This window comes from Andreprevotia sp. IGB-42 (assembly GCF_009848685.1).
In the GTDB taxonomy this organism is placed as follows: domain Bacteria; phylum Pseudomonadota; class Gammaproteobacteria; order Burkholderiales; family Chitinibacteraceae; genus Andreprevotia.
The window spans coordinates 321,080-344,390 of the sequence record NZ_WXTX01000003.1; the positions used below are offsets into that span (position 1 = coordinate 321,080).

At 61.6% G+C, this 23,311-nt stretch carries 21 protein-coding genes; 7 read left to right on the top strand and 14 right to left on the bottom strand.

The window, feature by feature from the left end:
* Window positions 1–61: 61 nt before the first annotated feature.
* The 3 genes from tldD to IGB42_RS06505 form a co-directional block, all read right to left on the bottom strand.
* Window positions 62–1,501, bottom strand: coding sequence for a metalloprotease TldD (gene tldD, locus IGB42_RS06495; RefSeq protein WP_159668708.1), 1,440 nt, complete (start codon window positions 1,499–1,501; stop codon window positions 62–64).
* A 227-nt stretch (window positions 1,502–1,728) separates the two neighbouring features.
* Complete coding sequence (locus IGB42_RS06500) at window positions 1,729–2,529, bottom strand: carbon-nitrogen hydrolase family protein (RefSeq protein WP_159668710.1); 801 nt, start codon at window positions 2,527–2,529, stop codon at window positions 1,729–1,731.
* 8 nt (window positions 2,530–2,537) lie between these two features.
* Window positions 2,538–6,371, bottom strand: a complete 3,834-nt coding sequence (locus tag IGB42_RS06505; protein WP_159668713.1) for a YhdP family protein — start codon at window positions 6,369–6,371, stop codon at window positions 2,538–2,540.
* Between the two features lie 157 nt (window positions 6,372–6,528).
* Here IGB42_RS06505 and glnE point away from each other — a divergent pair, with 157 nt between their 5' ends.
* Entirely contained in the window at window positions 6,529–9,255 is a 2,727-nt protein-coding gene (glnE, locus tag IGB42_RS06510; RefSeq protein ID WP_159668716.1) for a bifunctional [glutamate--ammonia ligase]-adenylyl-L-tyrosine phosphorylase/[glutamate--ammonia-ligase] adenylyltransferase, read from the top strand.
* 117 nt (window positions 9,256–9,372) lie between these two features.
* On the opposite strand, the gene IGB42_RS06515 is transcribed toward glnE, so the two are convergent.
* The 4 genes from IGB42_RS06515 to IGB42_RS06530 all read right to left on the bottom strand — a co-directional run bounded on the left by IGB42_RS06515 (window position 9,373) and on the right by IGB42_RS06530 (window position 12,865).
* Window positions 9,373–9,855 (bottom strand): hypothetical protein, encoded by a 483-nt coding sequence (locus IGB42_RS06515; RefSeq protein ID WP_159668719.1) that lies wholly within the window; start codon window positions 9,853–9,855, stop codon window positions 9,373–9,375.
* A 134-nt stretch (window positions 9,856–9,989) separates the two neighbouring features.
* Window positions 9,990–11,792, bottom strand: coding sequence for an aspartate--tRNA ligase (aspS, locus tag IGB42_RS06520; protein WP_159668722.1), 1,803 nt, complete (start codon window positions 11,790–11,792; stop codon window positions 9,990–9,992).
* Between the two features lie 18 nt (window positions 11,793–11,810).
* Window positions 11,811–12,521, bottom strand: a complete 711-nt coding sequence (locus tag IGB42_RS06525) for a DUF502 domain-containing protein (RefSeq protein ID WP_236822511.1) — start codon at window positions 12,519–12,521, stop codon at window positions 11,811–11,813.
* A gap of 41 nt (window positions 12,522–12,562) precedes the next feature.
* Window positions 12,563–12,865 (bottom strand): FmdB family zinc ribbon protein, encoded by a 303-nt coding sequence (locus IGB42_RS06530; RefSeq protein ID WP_308419210.1) that lies wholly within the window; start codon window positions 12,863–12,865, stop codon window positions 12,563–12,565.
* A gap of 157 nt (window positions 12,866–13,022) precedes the next feature.
* Here IGB42_RS06530 and IGB42_RS06535 point away from each other — a divergent pair, with 157 nt between their 5' ends.
* The 5 genes from IGB42_RS06535 to cydX all read left to right on the top strand — a co-directional run bounded on the left by IGB42_RS06535 (window position 13,023) and on the right by cydX (window position 16,966).
* Entirely contained in the window at window positions 13,023–13,574 is a 552-nt protein-coding gene (locus IGB42_RS06535; RefSeq protein WP_159668729.1) for a GbsR/MarR family transcriptional regulator, read from the top strand.
* A gap of 2 nt (window positions 13,575–13,576) precedes the next feature.
* Window positions 13,577–13,819: a hypothetical protein gene (locus IGB42_RS06540; protein ID WP_159668732.1), complete on the top strand. Its 243-nt coding sequence runs from the start codon at window positions 13,577–13,579 to the stop codon at window positions 13,817–13,819.
* Complete coding sequence (locus tag IGB42_RS06545; RefSeq protein ID WP_159668735.1) at window positions 13,816–15,423, top strand: cytochrome ubiquinol oxidase subunit I; 1,608 nt, start codon at window positions 13,816–13,818, stop codon at window positions 15,421–15,423. The genes IGB42_RS06540 and IGB42_RS06545 overlap by 4 nt, the downstream gene beginning before the upstream one ends.
* Before the next feature lie 10 nt (window positions 15,424–15,433).
* Window positions 15,434–16,570, top strand: coding sequence for a cytochrome d ubiquinol oxidase subunit II (cydB, locus tag IGB42_RS06550; RefSeq protein ID WP_159668738.1), 1,137 nt, complete (start codon window positions 15,434–15,436; stop codon window positions 16,568–16,570).
* A 216-nt stretch (window positions 16,571–16,786) separates the two neighbouring features.
* A complete protein-coding gene (gene cydX, locus IGB42_RS22640; protein WP_159668741.1) occupies window positions 16,787–16,966 on the top strand; it encodes a cytochrome bd-I oxidase subunit CydX in 180 nt (59 codons plus the stop codon).
* Window positions 16,967–17,018: 52 nt separating this feature from the next.
* On the opposite strand, the gene IGB42_RS06560 is transcribed toward cydX, so the two are convergent.
* The 4 genes from IGB42_RS06560 to IGB42_RS06575 form a co-directional block, all read right to left on the bottom strand.
* A complete protein-coding gene (locus tag IGB42_RS06560) occupies window positions 17,019–17,501 on the bottom strand; it encodes a hypothetical protein (RefSeq protein WP_159668744.1) in 483 nt (160 codons plus the stop codon).
* Window positions 17,502–17,599: 98 nt separating this feature from the next.
* Window positions 17,600–18,250, bottom strand: a complete 651-nt coding sequence (locus IGB42_RS06565; RefSeq protein WP_159668747.1) for an energy transducer TonB — start codon at window positions 18,248–18,250, stop codon at window positions 17,600–17,602.
* Window positions 18,251–18,503: 253 nt separating this feature from the next.
* Window positions 18,504–19,865 carry an ATP-binding protein gene (locus IGB42_RS06570; protein WP_159668750.1) on the bottom strand — a complete coding sequence of 454 codons (1,362 nt, stop codon included), beginning with the start codon at window positions 19,863–19,865 and terminating at the stop codon, window positions 18,504–18,506.
* Window positions 19,862–20,545: a response regulator transcription factor gene (locus IGB42_RS06575; protein ID WP_159668753.1), complete on the bottom strand. Its 684-nt coding sequence runs from the start codon at window positions 20,543–20,545 to the stop codon at window positions 19,862–19,864. The genes IGB42_RS06570 and IGB42_RS06575 overlap by 4 nt, the downstream gene beginning before the upstream one ends.
* Window positions 20,546–20,712: 167 nt before the next feature.
* On the opposite strand from IGB42_RS06575, the gene IGB42_RS06580 reads away from it, so the two are divergent.
* The gene (locus tag IGB42_RS06580; protein ID WP_159668756.1) at window positions 20,713–21,231 is read left to right on the top strand and encodes a Spy/CpxP family protein refolding chaperone; all 519 of its coding nucleotides are present in this window, start codon (window positions 20,713–20,715) and stop codon (window positions 21,229–21,231) included.
* An 80-nt stretch (window positions 21,232–21,311) separates the two neighbouring features.
* Here the strand turns inward: IGB42_RS06580 and IGB42_RS06585 are convergent, their stop codons facing one another.
* The 3 genes from IGB42_RS06585 to IGB42_RS06595 form a co-directional block, all read right to left on the bottom strand.
* Window positions 21,312–22,163, bottom strand: a complete 852-nt coding sequence (locus tag IGB42_RS06585; RefSeq protein ID WP_159668759.1) for a PA4780 family RIO1-like protein kinase — start codon at window positions 22,161–22,163, stop codon at window positions 21,312–21,314.
* A 65-nt stretch (window positions 22,164–22,228) separates the two neighbouring features.
* Window positions 22,229–22,579 carry a DUF1304 domain-containing protein gene (locus IGB42_RS06590; protein ID WP_174764177.1) on the bottom strand — a complete coding sequence of 117 codons (351 nt, stop codon included), beginning with the start codon at window positions 22,577–22,579 and terminating at the stop codon, window positions 22,229–22,231.
* 168 nt (window positions 22,580–22,747) lie between these two features.
* Window positions 22,748–23,260: a DUF3617 family protein gene (locus IGB42_RS06595; RefSeq protein WP_159668762.1), complete on the bottom strand. Its 513-nt coding sequence runs from the start codon at window positions 23,258–23,260 to the stop codon at window positions 22,748–22,750.
* Between the last annotated feature and the right edge of the window lie 51 nt (window positions 23,261–23,311).

Consider the following 23,311-nt stretch of genomic DNA (forward strand, 5'->3'; position numbering starts at 1 on the left):
CTAAGCGGTGGATTTACTGACGGCTTCGCGGCTGAACACAGCAGCCCCGGTCACCAGGGTATCAGCCGGTGCCGCCCACGGTCAGGCCACCGTCGATACGCAATGTGGGTTGCCCCACCCCCACCGGCACGCTTTGCCCTTCCTTGCCGCAGGTGCCCACGCCCGGATCCAGCGCCAGATCGTTACCCATCATCGATACACGGGTCAGCACGTCCGGGCCGTTGCCGATCAGCGTAGCGCCCTTTACCGGGTACAGCATCTTGCCATCCTCGACGTACCACGCTTCCGCTGCGGAGAACACGAACTTGCCGCTGGTGATGTCGACCTGACCGCCACCGAAGTTGATTGCATACAAGCCACGCTTCACCGATGCAAGGATCTCTGCCGGGTCTTTGTCGCCCGCCAGCATGATGGTATTGGTCATGCGTGGCATGGGCAGGTGCGCATAGCTTTCGCGCCGGCCGTTGCCGGTCAGCGCGGCGCCCATCAGCCGTGCGTTCAGACTGTCCTGCAGATAGCCCTTGAGCACGCCATCCTCGATCAGCACGGTGCGCTGCGTGGGGTTGCCTTCATCGTCGACGTTGAGCGAGCCCCGCCGATCCGGGATGGTGCCGTCATCAATCACCGTCACACCCGGTGCAGCCACGCGCTCGCCGATACGGCCGGAGAACGCGGACGAGCCCTTGCGGTTGAAATCGCCTTCCAGCCCGTGGCCGATGGCTTCATGCAGCAGGATGCCGGGCCAGCCCGAACCCAGCACCACGGTCATCTCGCCGGCTGGCGCCGGGCGGGCGTTGAGGTTGAGCAGCGCCTGATCAACCGCTTTCCTTGCGTAATCGTGGATGATTTCATCGCTGAAATAGCCATAGTCGAAACGGCCCCCGCCACCGGCGCTGCCTTGCTCGCGCTTGCCGTTTTCCTCGACGATCACCTGTACCGACAGGCGCACCAGCGGGCGTACGTCGGCGGCGCGGTGGCCGTCGTGGCGGGCAATGAAGATCACTTCGTATTCGGATGCCAGGCTGGCCATCACCTGCACCACGCGCTTGTCGATGCTGCGCGCCGCGCGCTCCAGCTTTTCCAGCAGCGCCACCTTGGCTGCCTCGTTCAGGCTGGCCAGCGGATCAACCGGCGCGTACAGGCTGTGGCGCACGCCCCCCTTGCTGACGATGGCGGTGCCGTTGCCGCCCTGCCGGCCGATCGCGCGGGTAGCGCGCGCCGCCTCCAGCAGCGGGTTGAGGCCGATATCGTCCGAGTAGGCAAACGCGGTTTTCTCGCCCGAGATGGCGCGCACGCCCACGCCCTGGTCGATATTGAAGCTGCCGGATTTGACGATGCCCTCGTCCAGGCTCCATGCCTCGGCCCGGCTGTACTGGAAGTAAAGGTCGGCGTAGTCGAGGTCATGGCGCATCATTTCGCCAAAGACGCTTTCAAGCCGGCTCTCGTCCAGATCGAACGGCAGCAGCAGGGTTTGTTGGGCAGTGGTCAGCGGTGCGTTCATGGTTATGCTTCATGGCTGGGCCCGTGCAATGCAACAGGCCGTGTAATCGGGACAGGGGCAAGGTATCGCGCACCGCGCCCCGATGCAATTCTAAAAAGACCAGAATGGAAAAAACAATGCGCCGGCGTCGCTTATCGGGCGCTCGTACGGCGGATATCCTGACTATATGAGGCTGGCGGCAATGGAAACAAGCAAACCGGCCCGATTGCGCAGTACAGGCGGGAAAATCACAACACCCGATGCTGCAGCGCCGGCAGCACCTTGCGCACGCGTTCGATCTGGCTGGCCTTGAGCTCCGCTGCGGCGATCCCCTCACCCTCTTCCACCAGCGCCAGCAATTCACCCCAGGGATCGGCAATCAGGCTATGACCGAAGGTGGTACGCCCGGTGGGGTGCAGGCCGCCTTGCCCTGGCGCGATCACGAAGCACTGGTTCTCGATCGCGCGTGCGCGCAGCAGCACTTCCCAGTGCGCGCGGCCTGTGGTGGCGGTAAAGGCGGCGGGCAACACCCATGCATCGACCTCATGTGCACGGAACAGCTCGGGAAAGCGCAAGTCGTAGCACACGGCAACGCCGATATGGCCAAACGGCGTTTCAAACGTAACCGGCGTATCGCCGCATTCGATGGTATCGGCCTCCGCATAACGCTCGGTGCCGTTATCGAAACCGAACAGGTGGATCTTGTCGTAGCGCGCCACGCACTCGCCCTGCGGGTTGTAGACGAGGCTGGCATTGCGCACCCGGCCCGGATCACGGGAGGTCAGCGGCAGCGTGCCGCCCACCAGCCAGATGCCATGGCGCTGCGCGGCGCCGGCCAGCATGTGCTGGATGGGGCCGCTGCCGAATTCCTCGCGCACCGCAAGCTTGTCGGTGGCGTCCGCCCCCATGATGGCAAAGTACTCCGGCAACGCCACCAGTTGTGCACCGCCATCGGCTGCCTGCGCGATCAGCCGCGCGGCGGTGGCCAGGTTGGTGGCCACGTCGGGCGTGGAGATCATCTGGACGGCGGCGGCAGAGAATGTCTTCATGGGAAGCCTCATCGTGGGCGGACATCGCGCAGGCGATCGGTCAGCGTCTGCTTGTTGGGAGTGATCTGCGGATCACGCATGGTGCCGGTGATATCGTACTCATACGCCACCAGCTGGCCCAGCGGGTCTTTCAGTATCCGTTGCAGCAAAAAGGCTGCCGCGCCGGCAATCGGGTTGATCAGCGTGGTGGCAACCGCCACCGAATCACCGATGACCGGCACGATGCGCACGCGCAGGTTCTGCGTGCCGGCCACGAAATTGGCATCGCCACGGAACAGCACCTGCGCCGCCGGCCCGCTGATGATCAGGTTTTCGGTATGCGCCTGGCCACGCTGTATGGTGGCCTCGCCGGTAATCGTATCGAACTCGAACCCTTCCGAAAACACATCGCGGAAATCGAGCTGCACACGGCGCGTCAACGATTGCAGACTGAGAATGGACAGGAAGCGCGCAGCGCCCGGCGCGATCTTGCTGAATTGCCCCGCCTGTACATCCAGTTTGAGCGAGCCCTCCAGCGTGGAAAGATCGGGGGGAAACAGATCGCCTTCCCACGCCAGATCGCCGCTGAACTGCCCGGGCGCACGTTTCATCGTATCCGGGTAATCCAGCCGTGTCAGCAGTTTGCCCAAGCTATCGGTGCTGACGTTGAATCTGGCTTCGACGCGAGAGCGATTGGGGCGCTGCCGCCACAGGCCGGTCATGCTGAGCTTGCCATCCGGGTTGACGAGGCTGACCGAATTGAGCCGCCAGATATCGCCCTGTTGTACCGCATCGACATCCAGCTTGCCCAGTTGCCACGTCTTGTAGCGGAAATCCTCCACATGCAGATCCATCGCCGGCAACGTGTGTTGTGCCTGCGGCACCGCAGCCACGCTGCGTGGCAGCGTGGAGGGCAGGATGGTTTCGGCATCCTCGGGCAGTGGCAGCAGCAGGCGTCCGAGCGCCACCGAGAGCTTGCCACGATTCTGCCCGTTCCATGCCACCTTGCCGGTCACTTCACGGCTGGCGATATCGCCCAGCCAGCCATTGCCATCCATGCGTAATTTCAGTGCCACATCATTCAGTGCATAGCCCCAGCCCGCCAGGCGGCCGAAAGAAAGATCGGCCGATATGATGCCCGCAGCGGCATCGCCACCGGTTTTGACTTCATCGGCCAGCTTGCGCCAGCCATCCAGGTTCACTTCGCGCCAGCCACCGACCAAGGTGACGCCGGGCTGTGCCGGCGTGCCCGGCACGCGGTTCAGGCCGATCTGCCCGCTCACTGTGTTGTCGCGCTGGATGAGGAGGCCCTGCAACAATTTGTCGTAGGCGAATTCGAACTGGTTCTGTGCCTTGCTGCCGGTAATTTTCAGGCGCAACGGACGAGCGTCGGCTGGCAGCTTGCCCAGCGGCGCAGGCAGATCGAGCAGTACGCCCGTCAGCGGTGATTGCAATGCCAGTTCGAAGCTGTCCGCACCGCCGCTGAGCGTCCCCTGATATACGGCAGCACCGCGCACGCGGCTGGCCAGCGGCAACTCGAAACGCTTTGCCACCTCCGCAAGCTGCGCCTGGCCATTGAATGCGATCCGGAGCCCGCCAGTTGCATCGGTACCACCGGCAATGCGCAAAGGGCCACCCAGCGCCTGCGCGGTGGCATCACTGATCTGCATCTGCTTCTCGGTAAAGGCCACACGCCCACGCGCATTGGCAAACCTGGGTACGCTGGCGCCAAAGTCGAACTGGTTATCCACAAACCGATACTGACCGGCAATGCGCGCGGCCTCGATATTGGCCAGCGGCAAATCCAGCTTGAGCTGCAGATCACCATCGCCCTCGGCCTTGAGGTCACCCAGGTAGCTGTCGGTGCGCTCACGGATGGGGCTGGCTTTCAGGAAGCGCAGGAACTCGCGCGTGGGGCCGCGTGCCTGGCCATCGATCTGCAGCACAGGCGTGGTGGTATCGAGGTCCGGAATGATCGCGCTGACCGCGCTCAGCCGCGTGCCGAACAGGCCCGCATCGCGGCCATGGATTTCCATGCGCGTACCGTGAAAATCCAGCTCGCCATTGATGGCCTCGATGGCCGGCCAGCCTTCCGCGTATTTGAGCGCGGTGTCCCTGGCCTTTGCAGTAATGCGGAACAGCCCCCCCTTGTCGCCAGCAAAAGGGAAGTGCGCCAGATCACCCTTGACCACCACCTTGCCATCGTAGGCCTCGCCAGTGGTCAACGCCTGCCTGAGCCAGGCCAGCGTATCGGCACCCACCTCGCGCGGCAGGTAAGTGCTGACCCGGCTGGCACTCAATCGTGGAATTTCGCCCGTCAGGTCCAGAAAGCCGGGGCCATCAGGACTGGCGGTGTAGTGCGCGCTCAGGCTGGTGGTCACATCATCGTTCTGCAATTGCAGCCGCTTCATGTTGGCATGCCAGCCCTGCGGATCCCTTTGCCAGTCGGTATCGAACTTCAGCACCTTGAAGTTCAGGTCATCGGTAAACCAGTCTGGCGCAGCGAGGCGAAACTGCTCGCTGGCAACCTGCAACTGGCCACCGCGCGCATCGAAGCGCAGCGACACATCCATCCCGCTTGCTGCAGGCCAGCCCGGATAACCGGCAATGCTGGCGGCTTCAACCTCGCCCTCGCCGTCAAACTGGCCCCCCTGCTTGCGCAAGCGGATCTGCTTGAGATCCCCCTTGAGGCTGAGATTGACCAAGCGCTCCTTCCACGGTGAAGGCAGCAGCGGCACGAACGCCGTCAGCGGCGCAAGCTGCCAATCGCGGGCTTCCAGCGTCCAGCCCCGGGCGGCGCCCTGTTTGTTGTCCTGTTTGAGCGTCAGGCTGCAGTCGCGGCAGAACGGCCCGGCACCGGTATCGATGCGGGTTGCCTGCAACTCGAAGCGCTGCTGACCTGCCTGCTGACGCCAGTTCATGCGGGCATCGACTTCCGCCAGTCTGATCGCGCGCCCCTGGAAATCGCCTTGCCAGTTCTTGCCCTTGAGCGCCATGCGCATCTGCTCAGCCTTGCCAGCGGCAAACGAGAGCGAAAACTCGCCGCCACCCTGCCCCTGCCAGGCCACCGGCCCCTGCAGTGCAGCAGGCAACCAGCGCGCCAGCCTGGTGAGGTCGAAACGGCTCATCCTGGCGTTCACCACACCGCGCCACTCCCGCCACTCGGCCACTTCGTTGCCGTACCAGTTGCCATCGACCAGCAACGGCGAAGCCAACTGGGACGGTGGCGTAACAGCCAACGAAAAACGATGCCGGCTGAACAACTTGCTGATGCTGATGCGCACATCGCTCAGCGTTTGCGGCGCCTCACCGCTGGACATGTCGTGCCAGGTGATTTCGCCGCCACTCAGCGACAGCTCGCCTTGCGCCAGTAGCCAGTCAATGAAGTGATTGTCCTTGCCGTGCCCTTCACGCAGCGCAAAACCGCCCAGATGCCACACACCCTGCTGATCACGTACCACTGCCAATCTGGGTGCGGTCAGCGCCAGTTTATGAAAATGCGGCTCGAACGCCAGTAGCGACGACCACGACACTTCCGCATCGATCGATGCCAGTTCCACAGCCACCTGGCCACCGGCATCCCTGACCGTCACACCGTCGATTTTCAGCCGCGGAAAAATGCCGGCCCAGCCCCCGGTCAGGTGCGCCACGGATAAATTGCTGCCGCTGGCTTTGGCGATGGCTGCCACGATGCCTGGCCGATACTGGTCCAGCCTGGGCAACAGGTAGAACTGCCAAACCAGCGCCAGGATCACGAAAATGGCCAGCACCGCCAGCAGTAAACGCAACAGCAGGCGTGAGTGCCAGGCAAGCACTGCCAGGATGATCCGCCCGGCGCGACGCGCACGGCTACCGAAGGTCATTGCCCTGCCTTGGCTGCGGGTAATGTCACAGGTGTTGGGTAATCGCAAAAGAAAAACATCATCGGGCAATTTGGCGCCAATCGCCACGCGGCAACCGGCCAGCTTGTGCTAGCGTGTAGTTAAGTTGCCAATTCTACCGGATTCCCCACCTTCGCTTATGACCGAGTTACTGTCCACCAGCCTCGCCCCCGCCTTAGCCCATAGCCGATATCTGGAACGCCTGTTCCTGCGCGATCCGGCGCTGGCCGATGAAACGGCAGCCCATCTCTACCACCCGTTTGCACGCTCGGAAATGGAGTTGCGCCTGCTCAAGCACCCGGCAGCCGATGAAGCCACGTTTCGCCGCCAGCTGCGCACACTGCGCCAGGCGGTAATGGCACGGCTGATTGCGCGCGAGCTCGAGGGCCTGGCCTCGCTGACCGAGGCCATGCACACCGTCAGCGATCTGGCAGAGGTAGCGGTCCAGCAGGCGCTGGCGTGGGCCATGCAACCGGAAGAGCGCATCGGCATTCCCATCGGCGAGGACAGCGGTGCTGCGCAGGAGCTGATCGTGGTCGGCATGGGCAAGCTCGGTGGTTGCGAACTGAATGTCTCCAGCGACATCGACCTGATTTTTGTCTATCCAGAAGATGGCGTCACCGATGGGCCACGCCACATCACCAATCACGAGTATTTTGCCAAGGTCGGCAAGAAGCTGATCAACCTGATTGCCGATACCGATGAAAACGGCTTCGTGTTCCGCGTGGACATGCGCTTGCGCCCGTTCGGCGATGCCGGCCCGCTGGCCTGCTCATTCGCCGCGCTGGAAAATTACCTGCTCACGCAGGGGCGCGAATGGGAACGCTACGCATGGATCAAGGGCCGCGCACTGACCGGCGATGCAGAGGGGCTGATGCAGGTGGTCACCCCCTTCGTATACCGCAAGTACCTCGATTACGGCGCCTATCACTCGATGCGCGAACTGCACAGCCAGATCCGCCGCGAAGTGGAGCGCAAGGATCGCGCCGACAACATCAAGCTGGGGCCGGGTGGCATCCGCGAGATCGAGTTCATTGGCCAGGTCTTCCAGCTGATCCGCGGCGGACGCACACGCAGCCTGCAACAGCGGCCAACCCGCGCCATACTGGATGAATTGGGCCGGCTGGGCTTGCTGCCACCCGATGCGGTCAGCGAGTTGCAGGAAGCGTATGCATTCCTGCGCAACCTGGAACACCGGTTGATGTATCTGGACGACGCGCAGACGCAGAATCTGCCCGTCAATGACGAAGACAAGCGGCGCATTGCACTGAGCATGGGCTTTGCCGATTGGGCGATTTTTCTGGTGGAGCTGGAGAAACAGCGCGGCCGGGTTACCCGACATTTCGAACAAGTGTTCGTGCTGCCACCCAACCAGGACGAAAATCATCCGCAGGCGGCGCTGTGGCAGCAGATGCAGCAAAACCAGCAGGCGCAGCCTGCAGAAGACAGCGCCGAGCAGGACGCCGGCAGCAATGACCTGGGCAAGCTGGGCTATCACCAACCGGCAGAAATCCAGCGCAGGCTGACCGCATTTGCATCCGGCAGCGCCTACCAGCAAATGCCCGACCGTTGCCGCAAGCGTGTGGATGCCATTTTGCCGCCATTGATCGAAGTAGCTGCCGGTTTCCCCAACCCCGACGATACGCTGCTGCGCATCGTCGACCTGCTGGCGGCAATCGGCCGGCGCGAATCCTATCTGGCCTTGCTGGCCGAGCACCCGCAAACACTCAAGCGTCTGGCCGGCCTGTACAGTGCCAGCCCATGGGTATCCGATTACCTGACGCGCCATCCCATCTTGCTGGACGAATTGCTGGATGTACGCCTGCTCTACCAGAGCCCGGACTGGAAGAAACTGGGGCTGATCCTGCGCCAGGAACTGGGCGATCTGGAAGACGACGTTGAAGCCAAGATGGATTGCCTGCGGCATTTCCAGCACACACAGGTCTTCCGCCTGGTATCACAGGATCTGGCTGGTCTGTTGCCACTGGAGACACTGTCCGATCATCTGTCAGATCTGGCCGACCTGATCCTGGCAGTGACGCTGGAACAGGCGTGGCAGGAAATACCTGGCCGCCACCGGCCTATACCGCGCTTTGCGGTGATCGGCTATGGCAAGCTCGGTGGCAAGGAACTGGGCTACGCATCGGACCTGGACCTGGTTTACCTGTACGACGACGATCACCCCAATGCCAGCGAGCTGTACGCCAGGCTGGCCAAGAAAATCGTTACCTGGCTCAGCACACTGACTGCGGCTGGCCTGCTGTACGAGATCGACCTGCGCCTGCGCCCCAATGGCGCATCGGGCTTGCTGGTTTCCAGTACCGAGGCCTTTGCCGAATACCAGCTTGAATCAGCATGGGTGTGGGAGCACCAGGCGATTACCCGGGCGCGCTACGCAGCCGGCGACAAGGAAATCGGCTCGGCCTTCGAAGCGATCCGCGAGAAAATCCTTTGCCAACCGCGCAATACGGCGGACCTTGCCAAGGCGGTGGTGGAAATGCGCCACAAGATGCTGGAAAGCCATCCCGCCCGTGCCACGGACGTCAAGCACTGCCGCGGTGGCATTATCGATATCGAGTTCATCGTGCAGTATCTGATACTTGCACATGCCAACGCCCACCCACGCATGACCGCCAACCGCGGCAATATCGCACTGCTGGGCTTTGCTGCAGAAGAAGGCTTGCTTGATCGTGCGCTGGTTGAACGCGCGCAACGCGCCTATCGCGAATTGCGCCGCCTGCAACACGCCAGCCGGCTCAATGGCAGTGCATTGGCAGCCGAGACCTTTGCGCCGCTGGCAGAGGACATGACGGCGGTTCGTACACTTTGGCAGCAGTTGTTTGCGGAAGAGGCAACAGCCCGATAAGCGGGGCTGATCCAGCATTGAAACGGGCCGCATCAGCGGCCCGTTTGTTTATGTCATCTCTGGCATTACCCATTTCTGGTATTGGATAACCCCGGCAACACGTTGTCAGACTGTTGTTTACTCGGGAAATGCGCAGAACTCGATGCCGTCTTTTCCTTCCGGCAGATAGGCACTCAGCCAGCTCATTTCAAGCTTGATGTGATCGATCAACGCGACCACGTGGCGCGGATCAGCATTGGTGGAAAACCAGAACTCCTTACGCCACACACTACCCTGATCCGGATCGGAAATCTCCACGCCCGGATGCAGTTCGTCACCAGACTTGCCCCGCCGGCCGTAACCTACGGCAGCCAGCAGATCATCCAGCTCATCACCGGTTTCACTCACTTCCGCCACGAAGGCGGCCATACCGGGAGAAAGTTGCTGCAAATTTACGTACACGCGGGTATTGAGGCCCAGGCGGCGCGTGATGTCGGCAATGCAGCCGGGGCAGCGGAATGCCGCGCGGATGAGATAGGCTTCGTGCGTATCGAAGTCAGCAGCCAGCTCTGCCAATGCATGGCCACAGCGATGAGTGAGGCTGCCCGAGAAGCGGTCCATTACTTAAACCCGACAGGATTTTTACTTGATCTCATGGTAATGAATTAACCGGCATAAGAAAAGGCGCCAACGGCGCCTCTCCCATGTTTACAACAAATTACCGACAAGCGGCCAATTTGTGTAAGGTGTAAAACCTACGCAGCAGGCTGCGTGGTGTTACGCAAACGGATATGCAGTTCACGCAATTGCTTCTCGTCCACGGCGTTCGGTGCATTGGTCAGCAGGCACTGCGCCCGCTGGGTTTTCGGGAAGGCGATCACGTCGCGGATCGATTCAGCGCCCGTCATCAGCGTCACCAGGCGATCCAGGCCAAAGGCCAGGCCGCCATGCGGCGGTGCACCGTATTGCAGGTTATCGAGCAGGAAGCCGAACTTGTTCTGTGCTTCCTCCGCACCAATCCCCAGCGCTTCGAACACGGTGGACTGCATGTCGGCCCGGTGGATACGTACCGAACCGCCACCCATTTCCCAGCCGTTCAGCACCATGTCGTAAGCACGAGCCTTACATTTGCCCGGATCGGTCTTGAGGAACTCGATATGCTCGACCTTGGGGCTGGTGAACGGGTGGTGACACGCGTTCCAACGCTTGCCATCCTCGTCGTATTCGAACATCGGGAAATCCACCACCCACAGCGGCTTCCACGACTTGGTGAAGTAACCGCCGGCTTCGCCCTTCTCGTGGCCGATTTTCAGGCGCAGCGCGCCGATGGCTTCGTCCACCACCTTGCGCTTGTCGGCACCGAAGAAAATCATGTCGCCGTTCTGTGCACCGGTGCGCTCGATGATGGCCTTGAGCGCGTCGTTGGACAGGAACTTGACGATCGGCGCCTGCAGGCCGGAGCCCTCGGCGTTGCTGATGTTGGAGATGTCGTTGACCTTGATGTACGCCAAGCCCTTGGCGCCATAAATGGCGACGAACTTGGTGTACTCGTCGATCAGCGAGCGGCTGAATTCGGCGCCGCCCGGTACGCGCAGGCCCACCACGCGGCCACCTTCCATATCTGCTGCGCCGCGGAAAACCTTGAATTCCTCGGTCTTCATCAGATCGGTCAGTTCGGTAAACTTGAGGTCCACGCGCAGGTCCGGCTTGTCGGAACCGTAGTAGAACATCGCGTCGTCGTACTGCATGCGCGGGAAGTCGCCAAGATCGACGCCGATGGCTTCCTTGAACACGTGTCTGGCCATCGATTCGGTGATGCTCATGATCTCGTCCTCGTTCAGGAACGAGGTCTCGATATCGATCTGGGTGAATTCCGGCTGGCGGTCTGCACGCAGGTCCTCATCGCGGAAGCACTTGGTGATCTGGTAGTAACGGTCGAAGCCCGCCACCATCAGCAGCTGCTTGAACAGCTGTGGCGATTGCGGCAACGCGAAGAACTGGCCGTCATGCACGCGCGAAGGCACCAGGTAATCGCGTGCGCCTTCCGGGGTGGAACGCGTCAGCATCGGCGTTTCGATGTCGATGAAGCCTTGCGCATCGAGGAAGTTGCGCACCAGCAGCGCCACCTTGTAGCGCAGGCGCAGGTTCTTCTGCATTTGCGGGCGGCGCAAATCGATCACGCGGTTGGTCAGGCGCACGTTTTCCGACAGGTTTTCATCGTCGATCTGGAACGGCGGGGTCACGGCGCTGTTGAGTACGGTGATTTCCTTGGCCAGCAACTCGATCTCGCCGGAGATCAGGTTCTTGTTGGCGGTGCCTTCCGGACGGGCGCGCACGATGCCGGTGATTTCCAGCACGAATTCCGAGCGGCTGCTGTCCGCAGTGGCAAATGCTTCCGGGGTATCCGGGTCCACCACCACCTGCACCATGCCTTCACGGTCACGCAGGTCGATGAAGATAACGCCGCCATGGTCACGGCGACGGTGGGCCCAGCCCTGAACAGTGACGGTTTGGCCCAGGAAACGGGTGTCAATCAGGCCGCAGTAATCGGTACGCATGTTAAAGGCAATCCTTGCTCAGACATGTTCGGCGCGCGCAGGCTCGCCGGTTTCAGTGGTAGATACGGGAAGAATGATCTGGGCGCTGGCCGGGGCGTTGCCGCCCGGCGTGACAACGCCCATGGAAATCACATACTTGAGCGCTTCATCCACGCTCATGTCCAGTTCGCGCACATCGGCCTTCCTTGCCATGAACAGGAAGCCAGAGGTGGGGTTGGGTGTGGTGGGCACGAAAACGGAGACCAGATCGTCGGACAGCTTGGCGCTGATCTCGCCACGCGGCGAACCGGTGATGAAGCCGATCGACCAGGTACCCTGATGCGGGAACTGCACCAGCGCCGCCTTGCGGAACGCCTGGCCGGAATCGGAAAACAGCGTATCCGATACCTGCTTCACGCTGGAGTAGATGGAGCGCACGATGGGGATGCGGTTCAGCAACTGCTCGCCGATCAGCAGCAGGCGGCGGCCCAGCATGTTGCGGGCGATCACACCGGTCAGCAGCAATACCGACAATGCAAACACCAGGCCAAAGCCGGGAATATGCTGTTTGTCCTGCAGCCATGGCACATACACGGCCAGATGCTGCAGCAACCAGTAATCCGGGCGCACCGCAGACGGCAGGATGCTGCCGATCTGATCCATGGTGCCGATGATGAGCTGGATCACCCAGATGGTGATGCCCAGCGGAATCCAGATCAACAGGCCGGTAAACAGGTATTTTCTAAGCACGGATGTCCTTGGAGCGACTTGTTCTTGCGAGCTTTCAGTGGTTAGTGGCAAGCGCAGCCGCCACCCGGGCACGCCGGTGTGCTGCTGGAAGCAGCAGGTGCTGACGTCGCCGCAGCGCCGCCTTTGAAATCGGTTGCGTACCAGCCGGTACCCTTGAGCTGGAAGCCCGCAGCGGTAACCTGCTTCTGGTAGCCATCGGCATGGCAGGCCGGGCATTCGGTGAGGGCAGCATCTGCGATCTTCTGCATGTGCTCGTCTGCATGACCGCAGGCTGCGCAACGATAAACATAAATCGGCATGGCGTGCTCCTCTTCAAAACATTCGATTATACCGGAAGCCGCCATCGCTGCGCGCTTGCGCACGCATCAGGATATTCCGCCATGAAATCAGTTGCTTCGACCGCATCGCCGCGAACGGGTTACATGAACTTTCCGTGAAGTACTTGCCTGGCGACGAGCGAATATTTACAATTTTCAATAATTACTGAAAATACAAGAACACATGAACCTTTCACCATTGAACGAGCGCTTCGTACTGCATTTCGGCGAAATGGGCAGCCGCTGGGGGGTCAATCGCACCGTCGGGCAAATCTATGCGCTGCTATTCATTTCCCCCAAACCGCTGAATGCCGACGAAATCGTCGAGCAACTGGGCATGTCACGCTCCAATGTCAGCATGGGCATGAAAGAGCTGCAGTCATGGCGACTGGTGAAAATGGTGCATCTGGCTGGCGACCGGCGTGATTACTTCGAGACTCCCAAGGATGTGTGGGAAATCTTCCGCACGCTGGCCGAGGAAAAGCGTCGCCGCGAAATCGAACCCACGCTGTCGCTGTTGCGTGATGCATTGCTCGACACCCCCGCCAACGAGAACGAGCGCCACGCACAGGCCCGCATGCGGGAAATGCATGATCTGGTGGAGCTCGCCAGTGGCTGGTTCGACGAGGTGCACCGGCTGTCGCCCGAAACACTGGAAAACCTGATGAAGCTGGGCGCCAAAGTACAGAAAGTGCTGGGCTTTGCCGACAAGTTGCGTGGCAACAAGGACGATTAGCGATGAACCCGCGGCGTGCTTCCCTGTTCAAGACTGGCCTGCCGCTGTGGCTGGAAATCACCCTGATCATCTGCATCAAGCTGTGCCTGCTGTGGGGCGCCAAGCAATTGTGGTTCTCGAAGCCGCTCACGCATAGCCACCAGATGTCGGTCTCGCAGGATGCCATCAGCCGGCAGATACTGGGCGTGACCACCGCATCGGCCGCTGCACACCAAACACTCAACACCCCTGGAGAAACACCATGATCCCCGCCGCCGATGTGGTGGAACTGTCGCGCCTGCAATTCGGGCTGACGGCCATGTTCCACTTCCTGTTCGTGCCGCTCACGCTGGGCCTGTCGTGGATCCTGGTGATCTGCGAATCGGTCTATGTGATGACCGGCCAGCAGGTCTACAAGGACATGACCCGCTTCTGGGGCAAGCTGTTCGGCATCAACTTTGCCATGGGCGTCACTACCGGCATCACGCTGGAATTCCAGTTCGGCACCAACTGGGCGTATTACTCGCATTACGTGGGCGATATCTTCGGCGTGCCGCTGGCCATTGAAGGATTGATGGCTTTCTTCCTGGAATCGACCTTCGTGGGGCTGTTCTTCTTCGGCTGGGATCGCCTGTCGAAGGTGCAGCATCTGTTCGTCACCTTCCTGGTGGCGCTGGGTTCCAACCTGTCGGCGTTGTGGATATTGATTGCCAACGGCTGGATGCAGAACCCGGTAGGCGCGGAGTTCAACCTGCTGACCATGCGCATGGAACTCGTCAGCATTACCGAGGTGATTTTCAACCCGGTGGCGCAGGCCAAGTTCGTGCACACGCTGGCCGCCGGCTACGTCGCAGCATCGATGTTCGTGCTGGGGATTTCCGCGCTGTACCTGCTGAAAGCGCGTGATACCGGCTTTGCCATCCGCTCGTTCGCCGTGGCTGCCGGTTTCGGCTTGGCCTCCGTCTGTTCGGTGATCGTGCTGGGCGATGAATCGGGCTATACCACCGGGGAAGTGCAGAAGGTGAAGCTCGCCGCCATCGAGGCGGAATGGGAAACCGCACCCGCGCCCGCCGCGATCACTGCGTTCGGCATTCCCAATCAGTCGGAAGGCCGCACCGATTACGCAATCCAGATTCCCTATGTGCTGGGGCTGATCTCCACCCGCTCGACCGACAAGCAGGTGATCGGCATCCACGATCTGAAGATCAAGCATGACCTGCAGATCCGCAGCGGGATGCTGGCCTACGATGCACTGGTCAAGCTGCGCGCCGGCAACAAGGACCCAGCGGTGCAAAAGCAGTTTGACGAGCACAAGGCGGACCTGGGCTTTGGCCTGCTGCTGAAGAAATACACGCCCAACGTGGTGGACGCTACCGAGGCGCAGATCAAGGCCGCAACCGACGACACCATCCCGCGGGTGGCGCCACTGTTCTGGAGCTTCCGTGTGATGGTGGGCCTGGGCTTTTTGTTCCTGTTCATCTTCGGTGCATCGTTCTGGTTCCTGGCACGCAAGAACCTGGCGCCGCAGCGCTGGTTGCTCAAGCTGATCGTGTTCAGCATCCCGCTACCGTGGGTAGCAATCTCTGCCGGCTGGTTCGTGGCCGAATATGGCCGCCAGCCGTGGACGATATCCGGCGTGTTGCCCACCTTCCTGTCTGCATCGTCGCTGGATGGCAAGCAGGTGATCTTCAGCCTGATCGGCCTGTGCACCATCTACAGCGTGCTGTTCGTGATCGAGATGTACCTGATGCAGAAATACATCCGCATGGGCCCGGCCAGCCTGCACACCGGCCGCTACCACGGCGAAACGCCGGCAGCACACCACGAGGATGCACTGGCGGCCCAATCAACCGGCCCGGCCCACGCCTGAGGAGAACCACATGCCCGATTACGAAACACTCAAGCTGATCTGGTGGGGCCTCATCATCGTGCTGATGCTGGGCTTTGCGCTGACCGGCGGCTGGGACCTGGGTGTCGCCACGCTGTTGCCGTGGGTAGGCAAGACCGATGACGAACGCCGCGTGGCCATCAACACCGTCGGCCCTACCTGGGAGGGTAACCAGACCTGGCTGATCACCTTTGGCGGGGCATTGTTTGCCGCGTGGCCACTGGTGTACGCGGCGGCATTCTCGGTGCTGTACGTGGCGCTGATCTTCACGCTGTTTGCGCTGTTCCTTCGGCCGGTGGGCTTTGACTACCGCAGTAAGCTGGCCGACCCGCGCTGGCGCAATGGCTGGGATTGGGGATTATTCGTTGGCGGCATTTTCCCGTCGCTGGTGTTCGGCGTGGCAATCGGCAACCTGTTCGTCGGCCTGCCCTTCCGTTACGACGACACCATGCGGGTGAGCTACAGCGGCAGCGTCCTCGATCTGTTCAATGTGTTCGGCGTGTATTGCGGCCTGCTGTCGGTGGCGATGTTCACGCTGCATGGCGCCACCTTCCTGTACCTGCGCAGCGATGGCGCGGTAGCAGCGCGGGCGCGGGCTGCTGCGGTGATCTTCGGGCTGCTGACCGCCTTCCTGTTTGGCCTGGGCGCGCTCCTGATCGGCGGCATGGGCGGCTATCACCTTGCCAATGCCGGTGGTGACCTCAACGGCATCATCACGCCGCTGCAGAAAACCGTCACCCGCAATGCCGCAGGCTGGTTCCTCAACTTCCTGGCGCAACCACTGCTATGGCTGGTACCGATCGGCGGGCTGTTTGCCGCGCTGGGTGCGGCATTCGGCGCGGCCATGGGCTGGCGCTGGGCCGCGCTGGCCGGTAGCGCCACCGCCATTACCGGCATCATCTGTACCGGGGCGATTGCGTTGTTCCCGTTCGTGCTGCCATCGAGCATCGACCCCGCTTCCAGCCTGACCTTGTGGGATGCGGTATCGAGCAAGAAAACGCTGGGCATCATGCTGGTGATGGTGGCGATCTTCGTGCCGCTGATCATGGTTTACACCAGCTGGGTGTACCGGGTAATGCGCGGCACGGTCACCATCAAGCGTATCCATACCGATACGCATAGCTACTGAGCGCCTGCCATGCACCCTCTAACGTTAGCCGTGGATCACCTGCATCAAAACCCCGGCAAAGCCGGGTTCTTACCGGTTTTTGCGGGTGAAGCAGCGGCGCTCCCCTGCTTGATGCCATCTCCCCCCGCCCTCGCCGCCGCGAGGGAGCCTCGCTGCGCTCGTCAGTGGCCCGAAGGCAGCTTTGCAACCTGGATATTTGACTGAGAGGACAACACGATGTGGTATTTCGCCTGGATACTTGGCTTGGGGCTGGCGCTGGCATTTGGCGTGGTCAACGTGATGTGGCTGGAAAGCCAGTATGCGTTCGGCGGGCGCACCGCGGACGCCACGCAGAAACGCTTCGAGGATTACCGCAAGAAGCGGCGCAAGAGCGCGGGCGCGAAAAAGGCAGGGTGAGGACCCAGCTTCCATGAGGTTGCCGCTGACCATAACGGGCCAGCGGCTACGCTCACTTGGCCTTGGTACCGCCACCATCAAACGACGCGGTAACCGTTGCCATGCGCTGTTGATAGGTTTCGAAACTCATCGGCGTGGTGTTGAACAGGCTGACATGGCCAGGCGCATGGTGGCTATCCGGCTTCCCGAAGGGATTGTCGTCGCGCAGTTCCATATCCATCGGGATCGGGGAGCCTTGTGGCAGCGTGCGGTACTTGCCCGTCAATGGCGAAGCTGCCGGATCAACCGTCAGCGACGCCCCATGCTGATGCGTGCTGGTGACCTGCCGGTTAGGGATGTCGACCGTGAAGTCCTTGCCGGCCCGCGCAGGCTTGCTGATCGGATCAGGCAAGGGGCCAAAACGGTGTACCGGTGCCGTCGTTACCTTGCCGATCTGGGTATTGGTGCGATCGCTGGGTGCGTCGTGCGGGTCATAGCGGACATGCGTGTCAGCGAGACTGAATGACACGCTTTTGCGGGGTTTCATTGCTGCCATGGTGCCGATCCTGTGGAATGGAAGATGAGTGAATCACATCCACAGGTATCGGCAATACATCGGCATTTTTCAAGATGCACCCGCGGCGCACCTGACGTTTACTTGCTCAGGCTGTAGCGCACCGGCACGTTGACCGACAATGCCACTGCCTTGCCATCCCGCTTGGCCGGATTGAAGCGCCACTTCATCACCGTGCGCCTGGCATCTTCATCCAGCCGGCTGAAACCGCTGCTGGTGAACAGCTCGGCTGAGATCGGCTTGCCCTCTTCACTGACCATCACTTTGACCACCACCGTGCCCTCTTCACCCAGGATGCGCGATTGCGCCGGGTAGCTGCGCGGCATCGACATATAACCGGCCTGTACCGTAGGCTGGCTTGGCGTTTCCTGTACCGGCGCGGCGGGCGCTTCCGGTGCCTTGACCGGTGCCGCCACTTCCTTCACCTCTTTCACTTCAGGTTTGGGCTTGGCGGTTTCCTCCGGGATCACCGGCGCGGTTTCGCTCTTGGGCAATTCCACCGGGGCCTTGGGCAACGGCTTGGGCGCCGGCTTTTGCGGGGCTTTTTCCACCTTGGGCTGCGGTTTGGGTTGCGGCTTGGGCTCTGGCGCCGGCTTTTCCGGTATCGCAACCGGCAACTCCACGTAGGCCAGCGTAGGCGCTTCCACCTCCGGTTCCGGTTCGCTGTGCGATGACCAGATCGCCAGCAGCAGCGCGGCATGCACGCCGATCACCAGCGCGACAGTGCCCATGCGGGGAAGTGTGAACTGGGGAGAGGGCATTGTTGCAGTATTGAGAGTCATTCTCACATTTTAATAAGAAAGGTTCTCATCTGTAAATTGGCGTTCTGTACCAACCCGGAAGAAAACCCTGACGGCAGCGGAAAAGCCAACAAAACCTTCGGGATTGCGCCACGCTGGCCACACCTCACTCCGCCGGCCGCACCTCGCCGGCCGCACCAAAGCATCAGCCTGGCTACCGCACAGGCCATGAACGCAGGAGCCATCACAGGTTATCGGTGGTCAGTACCAGCGGCAAGGTGATTGAAATCGTCAACCCGCCACCCGGCCTGTTGCTGGCGGCAATGGTGCCACCATGGGCATGCACGGCACGCTGCGCAATCGCCAGGCCCAGCCCGTAACCGCTGCTGTTCTCGCCCACGCGAATGAACGGCTCGAAAATGCGCGCCAACTGCTCTTCCGGCACGCCGGGGCCTTCATCCATTACCTGGATGCGGCAACGGTCCGCCACGCCGTCGCGCAGGATGCTGACCGTTACCGTCTGCCCGCTTTGCGAATAGCGCACCGCGTTGCGCACGATGTTTTCCAGCGCACGGTGCAGCAACTCGGCACGGCCATGCACCACTGCATCAGGCTGGCTGGCGGTATCACTGACCAGCGCAATGCGCACGCCGGATGCATCGGCCTCGAAGCTGGCATCGGCGACGATTTCCTCCGCCAGCTCCACCGGATCGAAATAGTCCTCCCAATCCTGCTGCGCACCGGCTTCCAGCCGCGACAGGGTAAGCAGCTCGCCCACCATCACATCCAGCCGCTGCGTTTCCCGCTCGATGCGATCCAGCGTTGCCGCCATTTTCTCCGGCTGCTGCCGCGCCAGCCCCACTGCCACCTGCAAGCGTGCCAGTGGCGAGCGCAGTTCGTGCGATACATCGTGCAGCAACTGTTTTTGCGACGACACCAGTTGCGCCAGCCGGCCGGTCATGGTGTCGAAGTCGTGGCCGAGATCGGCAATCTCGTCGCGGCGGCTGCCGATGCGTGGCCCCACTCTTACCGTCAGATCCCCTTCCGACACCCGGTCAAACGCGCTTTTCAGCACACGGATCGGCCGCGCCAGATACCACGCCAGGAACGCACTGAACGCCAGGCTGCCCACGCCAAACCATAACAGCAACGGTAATGGCAGGCCACGCTGAGGCGGCGGGCCACGATGGGGGATATTGTCTGCCAGCACGAAGAACAGCACTGCGCCTTCAGGTGTGGGCTCGCTGATCACGCTCTGGTTGCTGACGAGGCCATCGCGCAGCACGCGCCGCGCGTCTGCCAGTGCGCCGGGTGGCACCGGCCGGTCGAACAGATCGTGATCCCCTTCGTCCACCACCAGCAGCCGGTCGCGCACGAAACGCGGCCAACCGTCGAACAGCGCCTGCAAGCCCGGGCGGCCGCCATGACGCAACGAAGTGGCTGCGGCCACCGTCATCATCGATACCCGCCCGCCAAGCGCCACCTCGCTGGTCGCACGCTGGCGCGCCTCGCTGTAGTGATAGGAGACGGTATCCACCACCACGGTGACAATGATCAGCGTCAGCCAGAAACCCAGCAATATCTTCCAGAACAGACGCCCCATCATTCCCCCGCCAGCCGGTAACCCACGCCGCGTACGGTCTGGATGGGCGAGCGGCCGTCTTCGTAGCTGCCCAGTTTCTGGCGCAGATTGCTCATGTGTACGTCCACGCTGCGGTCATAGCGGGTATGCGGACGGCCCAAACCGCGCTCGCATAGCTCGTTCTTGGTCAGCACCCGGCCACCGGCTGCAACGAGGATTTCCAGCAGCTGGAATTCCGAGTTGGTAAGGTCCAGGGGTACCCCCTGCCATTCTGCGCGGCGGTATTCCGGAAACAAGGACAGTGGCCCGGCGTGCTGCGGCTGATTGGGCTCGGCGCCGCGCGTGCGCCGCAAGATGGCGCGCAGCCGTGCTACCAGCTCGCGTGGCATACAGGGTTTGGGGATGTAATCGTCGGCACCCAGCTCCAGCCCCACGATGCGGTCTATACCATCGCCCTTGGCAGTCAGCATGATCACCGGCACCTGCGATTGCGCACGGATCTGCCGCAGCGCATCCACCCCGCCCAGCTTGGGCATCATCACATCCAGCACCACCGCGGCATAATCGCCGCTGAGGGCGGCTTTTACGCCAGCCTCACCATCGAACACCGCATCGGCATCGAACCCTTCGGTGGCCAGGTATTCAGCCTGCATGGCGCAGAGATCTGCATCGTCGTCCACCAGCAATACGCGCGCGTTTGCCATTGCAATCACTCCTTTGATAGGTGGATGATCGGCCATGCGCGCGCGTGCGCCAAGCGCGCAAAGCCACCTTTTCGAAACGATTACACTGCCCTAACCCGCGTTTACATTGCACCGGTGCAAACTGGCTGTCATCGCAACACCAGTTGCGCAACCAGGAGCCTTGCCCCATGAATGCGATCAACCGTTTCGGCCTTGCCGCCCTGTCTGCCGCCCTGCTTGGTGGCGCCGCCCTCACCTACGCCGCTCCGGAAAAAGGCGATGTCCCACCGCCACATGGCGAACATCACCGGGATGGCCGTGGTGACCATGAACACCGCATGGGCCCGTTTGGCCTGCCACTGCGCACGCTGGATCTGACTGACCAGCAGAAAGAACAGGTAAAACAGATCAAGGAAGCGCTGAAGCCACAGTTTGAAACCAAGCGCGATGCGTTCAAGCAGCAACACCAGGCATTCGAGGCGCTGATCGAAACCCCCGATGCCGATCCGGCCAAGGTACGCGCTGCGGCAGATGCACAAGCCAAAGCTGGTGCCGAGTTGAGCGTGCTGCACGCTGAGCTGAACCAGAAAATCCTGGCGGTGCTGACCCCGGCACAGCAACAGCAGCTGCAACAGTTGCTGAAGGAAAGAAAGGATCACAAGCGTGGCCCGCGTCACGACCGTGCATCCGCCCCGGCGCAGAAGTAACCCCGCGCACGCAACAAAAAACGCCGCTATGCGGCGTTTTTCATTTGGGGCGGTAAAGCGTTGCGCCAGCACCCGCTACTTCAATCATCCTGCTCCAGCAACGCGCGTTGCCGCGCTGCCTCGATCTTGCGGATTTCTTCCACTTCGCGCAGCACGCCTTCCACGTCGATGGGGCCGGTATCGGCTTCCACATGGCCAGTCAGCACCACATCCGGATGCAAAGCACCCGCCACGTACAGCCGCCAGATTTCCTTGCCGTACTGGGTATCGTTCAGCGCTGGCGCAAACTGGCCGAAGTACGTTGCCAGGTTATTCACATCCCGCGCCAGCATCTGCTCGGCATTGTTGTTGCCGGCGGCATCCACCGCCTGCGGCAAATCGATGATCACCGGGCCTTCGCCATCGACCAGGATATTGAATTCGGACAGATCACCATGGATGATGCCCGCGCACAGCATCAGCACCACCTGGCGGATCAGCTTGGCGTGGTAATCCAGCGCCATGGCCTCGGTCAGCACCACATCGTTCAGGCGCGGCGCTGCATGCCCGTCGGCATCGGTCACCAGCTCCATCAGCAACACGCCTTCAAAGCACAGATATGGCGTGGGCACACGCACCCCCGCAGCAGCCAGCCGGTGCAGCGCATCCACCTCGGCATTCTGCCATACCTCTTCCTGCATCTTGCGCCCGTAGCGGCTGCCCTTTTCCATCGCGCGCGCCTGCCGGCTGTTCTTGACCTTGCGGCCTTCCTGATAAGACGCAGCCTGGCGGAAGCTGCGCTGCTCCGCATCCTTGTAGACCTTGGCGCAGCGGATTTCTTCGCCACAGCGCACCACGTACACGGTGGCTTCCTTGCCGCTCATCAACTGGCGCAGCACTTCATCGACAAGGCCGTCTTCGACCAGTGGTTCGATTCTTTTCGGGGTTTTCATCAGTGGCTTATGAGTAGAAACAACGGGCCTGCACATGCCAGCTTTGGCGGTGCAGGGCTCGCAGTTTATCCCAGCTGCAGCGCCAGCAGCGCAAGCAGTGCCGGCACGGCCTGAATAAAGAATATCTTGCGGCTGACTGTGGCCGCACCGAACACGCCAGCCACCACCACGCAGGCGAGGAAAAACACCTTCACCCCGAAACCTGCCGCCCCCTGGCTCAGCCCCCATAGCAGTCCTGCTGCCAGAAAGCCGTTATACAAGCCCTGGTTGGCCGCCAGCGCCCTGGTGGCCTCGGCAAACTCCGGCGTCAGCCGGAATACCTTGCGCCCCAGCGGCTTGGTCCACAGCACCATTTCCAGCAGCAGGAAATAGCCGTGCAACACTGCAACCAGCACGATCAGGATGGTGGCAATCATCTGTTTCCCCGTTGAAACTGCAAAATCATCTGCGTGCAAACGCTTTGACGTAGCCGGACGCAATAAAGGCAGCAGGCTCATGAAGCCGACCGCCTTGTACTATGCCGCCGAATACGTGCAGCTGCCAGTAAGGTTTAGCCGCAAGTGATCAGCATTGCAACAACCTGCTCAGCAATCACCAACGCGCTTGGCCGTGCCCTTGCTCTTGCGGGCTTCACCATCACGCGTGTGGGTTTGCTCGAACGTGTAGCTGGTGCGTGCGGCATCGAACTTGTACACCGCGTGGCTGCTGGACGGCTCGGGCGCAGTGCACTTGAGGTCGATGGTCAGCGTGGTCTTGTTGCTGACCGCATACTTGGGCGCGTCGCACTTGGGCTGTTCGTCTTCGTCGCGGCCACGGCGCATGCCCTGGCCCCAGCGGCTGATGCTTTCCTTGTTCAGGCACTGCGTGCGCGTCATGGTGCCGGCCTTGGCATCGAATATGGTTTTGCCGCCCGGGCCACCCTGGCCGCGGCCATCGCCAGCACGTTCCTGCATGCGGGCAATCTGCTCCTGGGTGAGCTGGGTAACGATCTGCCACTGGCCGGCAGCAGGCAACAGCGGCGGTTGTGGTGCGGTGGCAGGCGCTGCCAACGCGGGTACAGCAAGCAGACAGACCAGCAAGGGTAATGCACGCATCATTTTTCTCCGTTGGATCACAAGTGATGTAAAGCGGACCGCATGCTGCGGCCC

Bases quoted from the DNA above. Each gene is read 5' to 3' on its own strand.
- tldD (WP_159668708.1), bottom strand. From the start codon at position 1,501: ATGAACGCACCGCTGACCACTGCCCAACAAACCCTGCTGCTGCCGTTC.
- IGB42_RS06500 (WP_159668710.1), bottom strand. From the start codon at position 2,529: ATGAAGACATTCTCTGCCGCCGCCGTCCAGATGATCTCCACGCCCGAC.
- IGB42_RS06505 (WP_159668713.1), bottom strand. From the start codon at position 6,371: ATGACCTTCGGTAGCCGTGCGCGTCGCGCCGGGCGGATCATCCTGGCA.
- glnE (WP_159668716.1), top strand. From the start codon at position 6,529: ATGACCGAGTTACTGTCCACCAGCCTCGCCCCCGCCTTAGCCCATAGC.
- IGB42_RS06515 (WP_159668719.1), bottom strand. From the start codon at position 9,855: ATGGACCGCTTCTCGGGCAGCCTCACTCATCGCTGTGGCCATGCATTG.
- aspS (WP_159668722.1), bottom strand. From the start codon at position 11,792: ATGCGTACCGATTACTGCGGCCTGATTGACACCCGTTTCCTGGGCCAA.
- IGB42_RS06530 (WP_308419210.1), bottom strand. From the start codon at position 12,865: ATGGCGGCTTCCGGTATAATCGAATGTTTTGAAGAGGAGCACGCCATG.
- IGB42_RS06535 (WP_159668729.1), top strand. From the start codon at position 13,023: ATGAACCTTTCACCATTGAACGAGCGCTTCGTACTGCATTTCGGCGAA.
- IGB42_RS06540 (WP_159668732.1), top strand. From the start codon at position 13,577: ATGAACCCGCGGCGTGCTTCCCTGTTCAAGACTGGCCTGCCGCTGTGG.
- IGB42_RS06545 (WP_159668735.1), top strand. From the start codon at position 13,816: ATGATCCCCGCCGCCGATGTGGTGGAACTGTCGCGCCTGCAATTCGGG.
- cydB (WP_159668738.1), top strand. From the start codon at position 15,434: ATGCCCGATTACGAAACACTCAAGCTGATCTGGTGGGGCCTCATCATC.
- cydX (WP_159668741.1), top strand. From the start codon at position 16,787: ATGTGGTATTTCGCCTGGATACTTGGCTTGGGGCTGGCGCTGGCATTT.
- IGB42_RS06560 (WP_159668744.1), bottom strand. From the start codon at position 17,501: ATGGCAGCAATGAAACCCCGCAAAAGCGTGTCATTCAGTCTCGCTGAC.
- IGB42_RS06565 (WP_159668747.1), bottom strand. From the start codon at position 18,250: ATGGGCACTGTCGCGCTGGTGATCGGCGTGCATGCCGCGCTGCTGCTG.
- IGB42_RS06570 (WP_159668750.1), bottom strand. From the start codon at position 19,865: ATGATGGGGCGTCTGTTCTGGAAGATATTGCTGGGTTTCTGGCTGACG.
- IGB42_RS06575 (WP_159668753.1), bottom strand. From the start codon at position 20,545: ATGGCAAACGCGCGCGTATTGCTGGTGGACGACGATGCAGATCTCTGC.
- IGB42_RS06580 (WP_159668756.1), top strand. From the start codon at position 20,713: ATGAATGCGATCAACCGTTTCGGCCTTGCCGCCCTGTCTGCCGCCCTG.
- IGB42_RS06585 (WP_159668759.1), bottom strand. From the start codon at position 22,163: ATGAAAACCCCGAAAAGAATCGAACCACTGGTCGAAGACGGCCTTGTC.
- IGB42_RS06590 (WP_174764177.1), bottom strand. From the start codon at position 22,579: ATGATTGCCACCATCCTGATCGTGCTGGTTGCAGTGTTGCACGGCTAT.
- IGB42_RS06595 (WP_159668762.1), bottom strand. From the start codon at position 23,260: ATGATGCGTGCATTACCCTTGCTGGTCTGTCTGCTTGCTGTACCCGCG.